The sequence below is a fragment of the Lishizhenia sp. genome, assembly GCF_033720595.1.
GTDB lineage: Bacteria > Bacteroidota > Bacteroidia > Flavobacteriales_D > Crocinitomicaceae > Lishizhenia.
In genome coordinates this window covers 1-12,767 of record NZ_JAWWCF010000073.1, presented here as the reverse complement: position 1 = coordinate 12,767, position 12,767 = coordinate 1, and the positions used below count along the sequence as shown (strand labels likewise).

Here is a 12,767-nt window from a genome sequence, read left to right as displayed (position 1 = left end):
GTATCTCGTGATATGATAAAAGAAGGATTGAGCATCGTTAATGCTTTAGGTAGCGAAACGAACTTCTTGAAATCAAACGGTGAAGCACGTAGAGAGTTGAAAGGAAATGCTATCGCTGTAAACAAAGCGAAAGTAAAAGATGATTTCATGATTACTGAAGAGCAATTGATCAACGATAAGTACGTGTTACTTGGAAAAGGAAAAAAGAACAACTACTTGTTAATTGTGGAGTAGACATTTAGATTTTTAGACGGTTAGACCGTTAGATATATTGAAAGGGATGAGCATTGAATTGTTCATCCTTTTTTTTATTTCTGAGTTTTACAAATCCTTAGAAGAGGTTCACGAGTGGAGCGTCATGGTGAACGGAGCCGAACTGTCGTGAGATGAATCCTAGAATTAAACTAACTCCCTTTCTTCGCCTTATTCTTCTCCGCATTGGCGTGCAATTGATGGATAATTCCATCTGATAGTCCAATCTTGGGGACGAACATTTCTGTGGATTTCAAACAGGTCATGGCGTAAAGGTAGATTTCACACGCTGGAACGATTACATCGGCTCTATCGGGCTTTAATTGATATTTCTCGGCACGTTGATCTACATCCAAAGCTGCGAGTTTATCGTGAAGCTCATCCAACTCACGGTATTTGATGGGTTCCATGTGTTGTTTCCCCAACAGCTTGTGCACCTTGTTGATGTTACCACCAGTAGCAAACACTTTGTGCTGGACAGATCCATCTACGTGGTCTGCTATCCACTTTTTCATGGATTTCCATATCTGCTTGCTTTCCTTGTGCTTCATCATACGAATAGTACCCACACGGAAAGATTTACCTGCTACTTTTTGACCATCTTCGAATACAGAAATTTCTGTTGAACCACCTCCTACATCAATTACAATAAAAGGGGAATCTTTGTCTATGTTCAATAAAAAGAAAGTAGAGAAAATAATATCAGCCTCTTCTTTTCCACCGATAATTTCAATTTTCACCCCTACCTCTTTTTCGATATGCTCCTTGATTTCTTTACCATTTTTAGCTTCACGCATAGCAGAAGTAGCACAACACCTTAGTCCAGCTACATCGAAAACTTCTGCAATAAGCTTAAAGGCTTGCATGGTTTTTACAAACTCCTTTTCCTTTTTCAGGGAGATGATACCATCTTCGAATACTTCTAACCCCAAACGCAAGGGAATACGAGTATAACTGATCTTCTTAACGTAAGAATGACCGTTGTTTTTAGTGACCTGACCAATGAGAAGTCGGGCTGCGTTTGTTCCTATGTCTATGGCTCCGTAAATCAAGTGTTGCTTTTGGGTATTAAACTAAGATATTTTTTTGTCAATACCGCACAATTAGACTTGAAATTTCACCTACAAAAGTTGCATTTATACAGCTGCATCTCTTTCTAATTTCTTTTGGTAGTAGGCATAGATTTCAGTTTGAGAACGGTGTGCCTCCCCCTCTACGGTTCTATATTTATTAGCCTGCGCCCTGTCCAAAATTCTAGCCTTTTGGTTATCGCTCCATTGTATTTCAAAAATGTCAGCCACTTCTTGTTGTATCCCTTTGTCCAAAATAGGAGCTGTAACCTCTATACGTTTATCCAAATTCCTCACCATCCAATCTGCAGAAGACAAATAATGCTCTGGGTTTCCATTGTTACAGAATGAGAAATAACGAACGTGCTCTAAGTAACGGTCTACAATACTTATCGCCTCAATGTTTTCACTCTTCCCTTTTACACCCGGTACCAAACAACAAATCCCGCGAATAATGAGTCGTACTTTTACTCCAGCTTGACTCGCATCATAGAGTTTTTGTATCAACTTTTTATCTACCAGGTTATTCAATTTAATATTGATATAAGCAGGCAAACCACGCTTGGCATTCTTCACCTCTCTATTGATCAGGTTAATGAATTTTCGGCGCGTATTAAAAGGCGATACAAAGAGCTTACGGTACAAACCGCGTTCAATATTATTCTCTAACAAATTAAACACTTTCTCCACCTCATTTGTGATCAATGGATTGGCCGTAAGCAAACCGTAATCGCCATAAACTTTGGCTGTACCTCCGTGGAAGTTTCCAGTACCAACGTGCGCAACCAATTGTTTTTTACGCCCGACCATACGGGTAATTTGTATCAACTTCGAGTGTACTTTTAATCCAGGTACACCATAAATAATTCGCGCACCATGTTCTCTCAAATTATTGGCCCAGTACATGTTGTTTTCTTCGTCAAAACGCGCTTGTAGCTCTACCACAACGGTAATGCTTTTTCCATTCTGTATGGCTACACGCAAGGCGTTAATGACTTGCGATTTTGGCGCTACCCTATAGATATTGATTTTAATGCTCAACACTTTCGGGTCAATGGCACTCTCTCGTAAAAGATCTACCAAATAGTCGAACTTTTGGTAAGGATAGTGCAAGAGTATATCTTGTTTCAATACAGTTTTTATCACTGATCGAGAATCTCTCAAAACTGGATGTTCTAATGGAGGCAAAGGTTCGTATGTAAATTCCTTGATACCGAAATCCGGGAATTTCATGAAATCTTTAAAGTTATGGTACCTACTTCCAGAATCTTGATGGTCGTACTTTTCTATCCCTAGAGATTTTAGTAAGAATTTTAATAAATCCGCCGGCATGTTTTGATCATAGACAAAACGTATGGGCGAACCTTTCTTACGTTGTTTGATACTCTCCTCCATTTTTTCCATCATGGAAATAGAAATATCATCATCCAAAGTTATCTCTGCATCTCGCGTAAACTTGAACGTATACGCATGAATTTCATCGAATTTAAAGATGGAAAAGATGTTACTTAAGTGTAGTCGAATTACATCATCCAAAAGGATAACATTTTGCTTTCCATTGGTTGTTGGCAAGGTAATAAACCTTGGGTGCGAAGAAGGGATTTGAATCAAAGCATAATGCTTCTTCTCCTTTTCGTGCTGACAAAACTTTACCGCCAAGTAAATACCATCATCCTTGAGTCGAGGAAATTTCTTTTTGGTTCCTAAAATAATGGGAACGATATCTCTTTTGAGTTCATTACGGTAGTACTCATTTAAGAATTCCTTGTTTTCATCACTCACAGTATTCTCATTGACTTGAACAAAACCTTGTTCACCCAATTCTTTAAGAATACGCGCATAAGACAACTCAAAAACACGTCGCTGTCTTTTTACAGTAGTTTGAATTTCATCTAACAATGCAGACGGAGAACCATCAAAACCTTCCACTTTTCGGTTACGTAAAGCAATCATTCTGTGAATCGTAGCTACGCGCACCCTAAAAAACTCATCCATATTATTGGAGTAAATACCCAAAAAACGAATGCGTTCCACCAAGGGAACAGATTTATCTAAACTCTCCTGCAACACGCGTTGGTTAAACGATAACCAACTTAATTCTCTATTGATTAAACTCATAGTCTACCTGTAAAGTAGCAAAGATTGAAAACTTATCCTTCTACTTTCCTTACTTTTTCTAAAGTTAATTTAAAAGTTACTTTTTGATAACAATACACTAATAAAACTCTTAAAAATTCCATAAAAAAAGTCCCCAAATCATTTGGGGACCCTTCTAATACTATTTTGAGTAGTTTTACTTACACTTTCATACCGCGCACTACTCTATCTTTTCTCTTTTCTTTTTTCCATTTCTGTAACTTAACCACCAAGTAAGCACGTGCACTTGCCGCTGTCGCTTCATATTCTTCATTTCCGTATTCTACCAAACCTTTTCCGTTCTTCCATACCGCAACAAAGTAATACTTATCAAGGGTTGTATTTTCTTTCATAGCAAACCTCAATACTCTTCCTGCTCCCGGTTCAAATCGAATAATTATCTCTCCGTTTTCTCCGTAACTATCAAAAATACACTTGGTACGTGCAGGAATAATGATACGATCTGATGTAGTATTTTCACTCTTCACCAAAGATCCATCAGATTCTGTCGTTTTAACACCTTCACTTTTTTGACGAACCAGCTCTATATAATCTGAAGTATAAAACTGAACGCCTTTCATTTTCGAGGCATCTGTTAAATTCCATTCATCTCTAATTGCGTTAGTATACGCTTCTCTGGTCGCACAAGAACTTAAGACCAGCACCAACATCATTACTCCTAATATTCTTTTCATTCTATCTTGTTTTTTATTCCTTAATCAATTATTGCACCAAAAGGTTACATCCTCTAATATCGCTATTTTCAAACCTACCCAAAATTTTAAAACCACCTTCAACGCGCTTTCCCAAATCTTGTGTAGCGATAAAACTACAACTGTGCAAATTAGCTAAATCTATCACATTTACACCACCTGTTTTTCCATTTTTATTATACGACAATGCATCGTTCACCGATCTAATTCTTACATCCATCCAAGGTGGAGATTTAAAAAGCTGCTCTTCAACACTGTAAGTCTGAGATAAGAGTTCGGTCATTCCATACTCAGAAGATATGACCGGAATATTAAATGCTTTGCTTAACACTTCATGCAACTCTTCCTTTAGCATTTCCTTGCGTCGACCTTTCATGCCTCCTGTTTCTATCACTGCACAACCTTCCAAATCAGGCTTCAAATCTGCAAAATCTAACAAGGCATAACTTACTCCAAACAAGACTACCTTTTTATCAACTTGTTCCTTTCGAATCGATTGTATATGTGCTTCTAGACTTCTTATATCGTCCAAGAAGTATCCAGAAGAAGCATTCTTACTCGCTTTAATTAAGTGATCTACCATATACAATAAAGAGGACTCACCTTGTTCAAGATAACTCGGAAGCAATGCAATTACCACATGACCCTGAACATCACCTAAGAATGCATTGTAAGCTTTGAGAAAAGATTGCTCATATAGTTTTAAATCGTGCACATGATGTTCACTTCTTGTCATACCCGTTGTCCCTGAACTTTTAAAGACCTTTTGCGTTTGCACATAATCACAAACTACTTTGTCTGTTTTAAAAAAGGAAATGGGTAAAAATGGAATTTCTTCTACTGAAGTTGGTGTGGTTCTGCCCAGTAAATCGCAGAACTTTCTGTAAATCTTATTATGCGCATATTGATGCTGAAACACTTCCAAGGCAATTGCCTCGAATTCTATTTCATTCTGAATTGAAAATATGCGTTCAGCGATGTCTTCCATGATGCTACTTAGATTTAAAACAAAGATAATAGAGTCTTAAAAAAGTAGGCATAAAAAAAACGAGAGCTCTCGGACGGGCGTCCAAAGCTCTCGTTACACTAATCAACCTAACCTACTACTACTGCTACAAAGATATACAAGTTTTGTGGATGTAAAAGGAAAAAAAGCACTTTTATTTACCCGGGTAAAAGTTAGCCTTCAAAGATTGCTTCTGCGGATTTCTATGGATTCAGCGCGGATAATCTGATATGCTTGCATATAATCATCCAATCTCCCCATTTTACGATATCCATTTTCAGTCGCTGAATATTTGTCTTCATTTTTAGAATCCAATAATGGGGCTTAACTTATTATTAGATTTGTATTAAATTAGCAAAAAAGGATGAACATGAAGAAGGTACTTATTATAGATGACGAAGAAGATATTAGAGAATTGATCCAATACAATTTGGAAAAAGAAGGGTTTGAAGTAAGTACTGCCGAAAATGGAAAATTAGGATTAGAAAAGCTCAAAGAAAGTAAACCTGATTTGATTCTTCTAGACGTTATGATGCCTGAAATGGACGGAATGGAAGTTTGTGAAATCATCCGTAAAAACAGTAGCTATAACGATGTTGTGATTTGTTTTTTAACCGCTAGAAATGAAGATTACAGTCAGATCGCCGGTTTAGACATAGGTGGCGACGACTACATTTCAAAACCCGTTAAGCCCAAAGTACTCGTTTCGCGCATCAACGCTTTGCTTCGTCGTGGAGGAATGACAGCATCGGAAGAAGAGAACAATGAAATCAACGAAGACCTTATTATCGATAGAGAGCAATACTTAGTTATTCTAAAAGGAAAAAAATTACATCTACCTAAAAAGGAATTCGAACTTCTTTCTTTATTGGCCTCAAAACCACAAAAAGTATTCGGGAGAGAAATTATTTTGGATACCGTTTGGGGGAATGAAATTGTAGTTGGTGATAGAACCATAGATGTGCATGTACGTAAACTACGCGAGAAAATTGGCTCTGATTACATACAAACCGTTAAAGGTGTAGGTTACAAATTCATCGCCTAGTTTATCTTATTGTTAAGTCTTTAGAATAGCGCAACAAAAAATACTTCAGCAAACTATTTTTGCCCTCCATGAAAAGCATTAAACCCTATCAACTAATTTTTATCGGAAGCATACTCGTAGGAGTATTGAGCTTCTTGGCCATGTACTTTTTCTTAGCTCCAAAGGCCCAATTGGAACTGGAGCTAATGATAGTCATTGCATTTGGATTAGGTTTACTATGCTTTTTCATTTTCCAAGTTTTGATAACCAAATTCATTTCGAATAAAATCAAAATCTTGTACAGAACAATTCGCAAAGGGAAACTCCATCACGACGATCCTAACATTACGATTTATGGCGACATCTTGGACCAAGCTGCAAAAGATACCAACGAGTGGGCACAAGAACGCAACCAAGAAATTAGCAAACTGAAAGAACAAGCCGCTTTTAGAAAAGAGTTTTTAGGAAACTTAGCCCACGAATTAAAAACGCCAATTTTCAGCATACAGGGATATATCCTTACTTTATTAGAGGGAGGTTTAGAAGATGAGAATGTCAATCGCAAATTCTTAGAACGCGCTTCTAAAGCTACAGATAGAATCGCGGGTATTCTCGACGATTTAGACTCTATCACCAAAATGGAGGTAGATCGTGTAGAATTCAACTTCAAGAATTTCGATATCGTAGATTTGGCAGAGGAAGTTACGGAATCGTTAGAAATTCCTGCCCAAGAGAAAAATATACGTGTTGCTTTCAACAAGAAATACGATCCTATTTATGTGTATGCAGATCGAAACAAAATTGCACAAGTGCTTACCAACCTAATCAGCAACTCCATCTTTTATGGAAATGAAAATGGTAAAACAATTTTGCGCTTCTTCCCGTTAGAAGATGCAATTATGTGTGAGGTTGCCGACGATGGTCCTGGAATCGAGGAAGAAAAACTTCCGCGTATTTTCGAACGTTTCTACCGCGTGGAACAAAGTAGAAACAGAAACGAAGGAGGATCTGGTTTAGGACTATCCATCGTAAAACACATCATAGAATCTCACAATCAATCCATCAATGTTCGCTCTACAAAAGGATTGGGATCAACCTTCTCTTTTACCTTGGCAAGAGCTAAAAATCAAAGAGGATAATTCTTAAACTCTTCTTCAGTAACAAAAGTAAATTGTTTACGCTTGGCGTTGTGTTTGGCCAAATACTCTTGTTCGTTTTGACCCTTGGTGGGAATTAAAATGGCATTTCTTTTTAATCGTATCAAATCCATCAAGGTAGAATAACCGCTTCTAGAAATTATAATCTCTGACTCTCCAAACAGACGTTCCATCCATTCCTGATTGGGTTGATAATACACCTCCACATTATCTTTGGTAGCCTCGTAATCAAAAGCATCTAGACCTGCAATTAAAGCATGTTTCCCTTCACAATTTGAGAGGCGTTCACTCATCTCTAACAGAAAATCTTTTGCGTAAGGCATAGGCCCACTCACGATCACCAAATATTTATACTTGGGTTCCTGTGCTTCTACAGCTTGGCGAAAACGACTCAATATCCCTATGCGCTTATGTGCGATTTTAGACTGTGATAATTCACCACTTAAATCCAACTCACTATCGGGTACCCAAACCTCATCAAACTTTCTCAGCATTTTACGGTTCAACCATTGTCCGAAAAAAGCGTACTTGGGTAAATTTAAATGCAGTTGATGTGAAATAATAATACTTTTTACTTTTCGATGACGGAACCCGAAGCGCTGATCGCTGATGATTACATCAGGCGTAAAAACCTTCACCAATGCTTTCACCTCTTCCAATTCTACATCCAAACGATGCCTTAATTAAAAGTAGTTTTTCATTACATCCCTAAGAAAAGTTCCGTTGCCCTTGAACTTAAAAGGATAGCCTTTATGACTAACATACCACAGCTCAGGAAAATAAGCGCGGTAAAAATCTTCCTGATCCAAATTGCAGCAGACAATAACCTCATTCCCTTGTTTTATCAACTGTTCCAACAAAGGAACACTGCGCGAAACATGACCCAACCCCCAATTCAAAGGACTAAATAATACTGTTTGATGTGTGATAGTTGAAATACTTTCGTTCAAATCCTTGGAAGATTTCTATTTTTGCAGCTCCAAAATAGGAAAAAATGGCAAAGAACAAGTTACGTCGCTTTAATGAAATGAAGGAAATGTCAAATGTTTTTGAACCTTCTATGCACGAGGTCAAAGAAAACGCATTTGAATTAAAAGGAAAGTGGAGAGAGCAGTACTTCAAAAACGACAACCCTATCGTGTTAGAATTGGGATGTGGTAAGGGAGAATACTCCGTAGGTTTAGCACGTAAATACGCCAATAAAAACTTCATTGGTTTAGACATTAAAGGAGCCCGTATGTGGGTAGGAGCCAAAGAATGTATAGCCGAAGGTTTAAATAACGTCGCTTTTTTGCGTACAAAAATAGATTTCATTACTTCTTTCTTTGCCGAAAACGAAGTAGACGAGATTTGGTTAACTTTTAGTGATCCACAACCAAACAAGCCGAACAAAAGACTCACTTCTAAGTTCTTTATTGATAGATACAGACAAATCTTAAAGCCAGGTGGAATCGTACACTTGAAAACTGATAGTGATGTTCTATTTGAATCTACCGAAGAAGAAATTAAGGAACATGGATACAAACAATTGTTCTTCACTTGGGACTTATACGGTGATGTAGATAAATTGCCTGAGGAAGTACACGATATAATGCATATCAAAACTCACTACGAACAATTATTTACAGAAAGAGGTCACCAGATCAAATACTGTAAATTCCTAATTGATAATGAGCAAAACGATAAAGCTTAGCGAGAAAAACGCCGATTTCTTTGATCGCGTTTATCAAGTGGTAGAACTTGTTCCTTATGGACGAGTAACGAGCTACGGTGCTATTGCTAAATATTTAGGTGCTGCACGCTCTAGCAGAATGGTAGGTTGGGCAATGAACAATGCCCATGGCATGCCACATATCCCCGCACACAGGGTAGTGAACAGAAACGGAATGCTTACAGGTAAAATGCATTTTGAATCACCTACTGCTATGGAAGAAAAATTGCGAGCAGAAGGTATAGTGGTGAAAGATGACACCGTGGTAGATTTTAAAAATCTGTATTGGGACCCAACAACAGAACTTACGCTTTAATTGCTTGCCGTATAATTCAGCTCTTCTAAAAACAGCGTTTTATTGCCTGACATCTCAGCGCAAATAGCAATATCTCTATCTACTTCACGCATCAAAGCTTTCATTTCTACAACTTGTTGCTGCTGTTTTGCCATAAGCTCTACAGACTTCATGTGAGCTTTCGCCTTTTCCATCTGACGGTCATATTCAGATTGACAAGAATAAGATGCTCCCAATAGGAGACCTATGATTAATAGTTTAGTTTGCATATTTTAAATTTAAGACCTTTTTCTTAACAAAAAAAAGAAACTCTTTCAACTACATTTTCTTATTGATGAATACCTAATTCTAACCAATAAACTAATCTTTACTAAATACAACCTTTAACAGAAATACTTACATTTACCGCATGATTTTAGTCACAGGTGCCAGCGGTTTAATAGGGAGCCATCTCCTCTACAAATTAACTCTTTCGTCTAACTCACCTTTGCGTGCGCTTTATAGAGATGCAGCTAAAATGGACAAGGTCAAAGCCTTATTCAACTACTACAACCCCGAAGAAGGCAATACTTTATTCGATAAAATAACCTGGGTAAAATGCGATGTTCTCGACTTACCTGAACTTGAAGAACAAATCATAGGCGTTGATTATATATACCACTGTGCAGCAAAAGTATCCTACCAAAAAAAGGATTTCAGAAAAATGGTAGAAATCAATAGAGGTGGAACGGCAAATGTGGTTAATATGGCGTTGAAACACGGTGTAAAAAAACTTTGCCATGTTAGTTCAACTGCAGCCGTAGGTAAACCCGTTAAGGAAAGTACTACCCCTATTAACGAAAGCTCAAAGTGGAATCCTGACATTCCCGTAAGTGGTTATTCCATGACCAAGCATCTTTCTGAAAAAGAAGTATGGCGTGGTATAGAAGAAGGATTAAATGCTGTAATTGTTAACCCGAGTGTAGTTTACGGACCCGGTGACTGGAACGAAAGCTCTTTAACCATCTTAAAAACCCTTCAGAAGGGTATGAAGTTCTATCCTCCTGGAAGCAACGCTTTTGTAGATGCTCGAGACGTAGCCAACATCATGGTTCAATTAATGGAAAGTGATATTTCGGCGGAACGCTTCTTATGTGTCGGTGCCAACACGAGCTTTCAAAACATGATGGAAACCGCAGCCAAACATTTGGGTACCAAAGCTCCCAACATCGCCCTCCCCCGCTTTGCAGCCAACTTAGCATGGAGAGCAGCTAAACTTTTAAGTTTGCTTACTTTTTCGCAACCTGTGCTCACTAAAGACTCTATTGCCAATACGTATGCAACTGCAGTATTCAGCAACGAAAAAATCAAAAATGCAATCGGCTATCAATTCTATTCCCTCGATGAAATGCTAGAAAATGCCGTAAAGGGAAAACTTTAAACCTCTGATGATTAAGAAGATAAAACACACCGTTAAATTCTTGAATCTTTGAATTGTTAAATCCTTGAATTGTTGAATCCTTGAATTATTAAACCCTCCTCCTCAATAGGCCAACAGCCGGGCCTTCCTTTATATAAAGCAAAAAAAGAGCTAAAAACGCACTACGTTAAATTTAGCTTCTCTAGTCGCTAAGCTTTAACCAAGTGCCTTTAAAGCCCTTTATCACTTTATGCCAATACTGTCCCTGTTGGGAGTACTGCAATCTATTTCTTACTCTCTGCGTACAATACGTTAATCTGATCGATGTAGTTCAAAATCTTTTCTCTACCAAATTTAGAAGTAGAACTACTTGTAAATACAGGTGGTAACTCTTCCCAGATCTTTTTCATTTCCTTTTTGTAAACTGCCAAGTTTTTCTGCAAAGCAGTACTCGACAACTTATCAATTTTGGTAAATACCATTGAGAAAGGAATCTCGTTATGTCCACACCAGTTCATAAATTCTAAATCTATCTTCTGCGGTGGTAAACGTGCGTCCAACAACACAAATGTATTCAACAAATTTTCTCTGTTCATTAAATAATCTTGTATGAATTGCGTCCATTTAAACCTACTCTCTTTCGAAGCCTTGGCAAAACCGTATCCTGGTAAATCCACCAAGTACCACTCATCATTTATCAAGAAGTGATTGATCAATTGCGTCTTCCCTGGTCGCCCAGAAGTTTTGGCCAATTTACCATTGTTGGTTAACATGTTAATCAAAGATGACTTCCCCACATTCGACCTTCCAATAAACGCATACTCAGCCTTATCCGGAGTTGGGCACTTATCCAACTCTGTATTACTGATCACAAACTTTGCCTCTTTGATTATCATATTATTTTTTCTGCAAAAGTATTAAAATTTTCGGCCTTGCCATAGCAACTCTTCTTCCCATTTCCCACGCAATATTTTTCAACATTGACATTTTACTACCACTTTCTACCACCAGATAAATTTCACGTCAAAACCCAAGAAAAACAGTAGTTTTTGAAAAATAAATGAAACTTTATTTTGTCTCCTACCGTATCAAGTTATCAACAATGGTAGAAAAGTGGTAAAATGTGGTATTTTTTCCAGTATTTTTACCCATTATAAACTGTCATGGCAGGATTAGTAGGAGAATATGAAGTAAAAATGGACGCCAAAGGTCGTTTCATGTTTCCATCAGATTTGAGGAAGCAACTTTCTCCTGCTGCCCAAGAAAATTTCATGTTAAACAAAGGTTTTGAGGAGTGCTTAACTCTTTTCCCAATGAACGAATGGGAAAAATTAAGCGCCAAACTGAGCAAGCTAAACTTGTTCAAACCACAAAACAGAATGTTTTACAGACTCTTTCACCAAGGAGCCAAACAAATCAACTTAGACAAAGCAGGGAGGATTTTAATTCCTGTGGCGCAAATGGAAAAGGTTGGATTGAAAAAGGAGTTGGTGTTAATCGCTTACAACGATAGAGTGGAGATTTGGGACAAAGCTAAGTACTTCAATATGATTGAAGACAACATGGCAGATTTTGCTGATTTGGCAAATGAAGTAATGGGTGAATTTGGAGATGACACAGAATAAAGACTATACATACCACAATCCTGTAATGTTACAAGAATGTTTGGACGGGTTAAACATCAACCCTGAAGGAACATATATTGACGTTACTTTCGGTGGCGGAGGGCATTCAAGAGCTATCTTCGAAAAATTAACTACAGGTCGTTTAATTTCTTTCGACCAAGATCCAGACGCAAAGAAAAATGCTTGGGACGCGAAAAACTTTGATTTCGTAGCCAGCAACTTTGCCTTCATCAAAAATCACTTACGCCTTTTAGGCATCAAACAAGTAGACGGTATTTTGGCCGACCTAGGTGTTTCTTCTCACCAATTCGATGAAGGAAGCAGAGGCTTTAGCATCAGAGGAGATTATCCTTTAGATATGCGTATGAACCAATCTAGC

At 37.8% G+C, this 12,767-nt stretch carries 14 protein-coding genes and 1 pseudogene; 8 read left to right on the top strand and 7 right to left on the bottom strand.

Annotated elements, in window-relative coordinates; translation table 11 throughout:
- Positions 1–234, top strand: a pseudogene (locus R3333_RS06980) (tyrosine--tRNA ligase); the annotation flags it as partial.
- Positions 235–404: 170 nt separating this feature from the next.
- Here the strand turns inward: R3333_RS06980 and R3333_RS06975 are convergent.
- From R3333_RS06975 to R3333_RS06960, 4 genes are all read right to left on the bottom strand, one after another.
- Positions 405–1,304 (bottom strand): ethanolamine ammonia-lyase reactivating factor EutA, encoded by a 900-nt coding sequence (locus R3333_RS06975; protein ID WP_318958071.1) that lies wholly within the window; start codon positions 1,302–1,304, stop codon positions 405–407.
- Between the two features lie 84 nt (positions 1,305–1,388).
- The gene (gene ppk1, locus R3333_RS06970) at positions 1,389–3,440 is read right to left on the bottom strand and encodes a polyphosphate kinase 1 (protein WP_318958070.1); all 2,052 of its coding nucleotides are present in this window, start codon (positions 3,438–3,440) and stop codon (positions 1,389–1,391) included.
- A gap of 179 nt (positions 3,441–3,619) precedes the next feature.
- Positions 3,620–4,153 carry a hypothetical protein gene (locus R3333_RS06965; protein ID WP_318958069.1) on the bottom strand — a complete coding sequence of 178 codons (534 nt, stop codon included), beginning with the start codon at positions 4,151–4,153 and terminating at the stop codon, positions 3,620–3,622.
- Positions 4,154–4,181: 28 nt separating this feature from the next.
- Positions 4,182–5,159: an acyl transferase gene (locus tag R3333_RS06960; RefSeq protein ID WP_318958068.1), complete on the bottom strand. Its 978-nt coding sequence runs from the start codon at positions 5,157–5,159 to the stop codon at positions 4,182–4,184.
- A 382-nt stretch (positions 5,160–5,541) separates the two neighbouring features.
- On the opposite strand from R3333_RS06960, the gene R3333_RS06955 reads away from it, so the two are divergent.
- The gene (locus R3333_RS06955; protein ID WP_318958067.1) at positions 5,542–6,222 is read left to right on the top strand and encodes a response regulator transcription factor; all 681 of its coding nucleotides are present in this window, start codon (positions 5,542–5,544) and stop codon (positions 6,220–6,222) included.
- Between the two features lie 68 nt (positions 6,223–6,290).
- Positions 6,291–7,340 (top strand): sensor histidine kinase, encoded by a 1,050-nt coding sequence (locus R3333_RS06950; protein WP_318958066.1) that lies wholly within the window; start codon positions 6,291–6,293, stop codon positions 7,338–7,340.
- On the opposite strand, the gene R3333_RS06945 is transcribed toward R3333_RS06950, so the two are convergent.
- Positions 7,328–8,029, bottom strand: coding sequence for a glycosyltransferase (locus R3333_RS06945; protein WP_318958065.1), 702 nt, complete (start codon positions 8,027–8,029; stop codon positions 7,328–7,330). The genes R3333_RS06950 and R3333_RS06945 overlap by 13 nt on opposite strands.
- A 323-nt stretch (positions 8,030–8,352) precedes the next feature.
- Between R3333_RS06945 and trmB the strand changes: the two genes are divergently transcribed.
- Complete coding sequence (gene trmB / locus R3333_RS06940) at positions 8,353–9,051, top strand: tRNA (guanosine(46)-N7)-methyltransferase TrmB (RefSeq protein WP_318958064.1); 699 nt, start codon at positions 8,353–8,355, stop codon at positions 9,049–9,051.
- Positions 9,029–9,385, top strand: a complete 357-nt coding sequence (locus tag R3333_RS06935) for an MGMT family protein (protein ID WP_318958063.1) — start codon at positions 9,029–9,031, stop codon at positions 9,383–9,385. The genes trmB and R3333_RS06935 overlap by 23 nt, the downstream gene beginning before the upstream one ends.
- Here the strand turns inward: R3333_RS06935 and R3333_RS06930 are convergent.
- Entirely contained in the window at positions 9,382–9,633 is a 252-nt protein-coding gene (locus R3333_RS06930; protein WP_318958062.1) for a hypothetical protein, read from the bottom strand. The genes R3333_RS06935 and R3333_RS06930 overlap by 4 nt on opposite strands.
- 140 nt (positions 9,634–9,773) lie before the next feature.
- Between R3333_RS06930 and R3333_RS06925 the strand changes: the two genes are divergently transcribed.
- Positions 9,774–10,784, top strand: coding sequence for an NAD-dependent epimerase/dehydratase family protein (locus R3333_RS06925; RefSeq protein ID WP_318958061.1), 1,011 nt, complete (start codon positions 9,774–9,776; stop codon positions 10,782–10,784).
- A 263-nt stretch (positions 10,785–11,047) separates the two neighbouring features.
- Here R3333_RS06925 and yihA read toward each other — a convergent pair whose 3' ends face one another.
- Positions 11,048–11,659 (bottom strand): ribosome biogenesis GTP-binding protein YihA/YsxC, encoded by a 612-nt coding sequence (gene yihA, locus R3333_RS06920; RefSeq protein ID WP_318958060.1) that lies wholly within the window; start codon positions 11,657–11,659, stop codon positions 11,048–11,050.
- Between the two features lie 267 nt (positions 11,660–11,926).
- Between yihA and mraZ the strand changes: the two genes are divergently transcribed.
- Positions 11,927–12,388 carry a division/cell wall cluster transcriptional repressor MraZ gene (gene mraZ, locus R3333_RS06915; protein ID WP_318958059.1) on the top strand — a complete coding sequence of 154 codons (462 nt, stop codon included), beginning with the start codon at positions 11,927–11,929 and terminating at the stop codon, positions 12,386–12,388.
- The coding region (gene mraW, locus R3333_RS06910) for a 16S rRNA (cytosine(1402)-N(4))-methyltransferase (RefSeq protein WP_318958058.1) at positions 12,375–12,767 on the top strand (393 nt) is incomplete at its 3' end. The genes mraZ and mraW, both read left to right, overlap by 14 nt.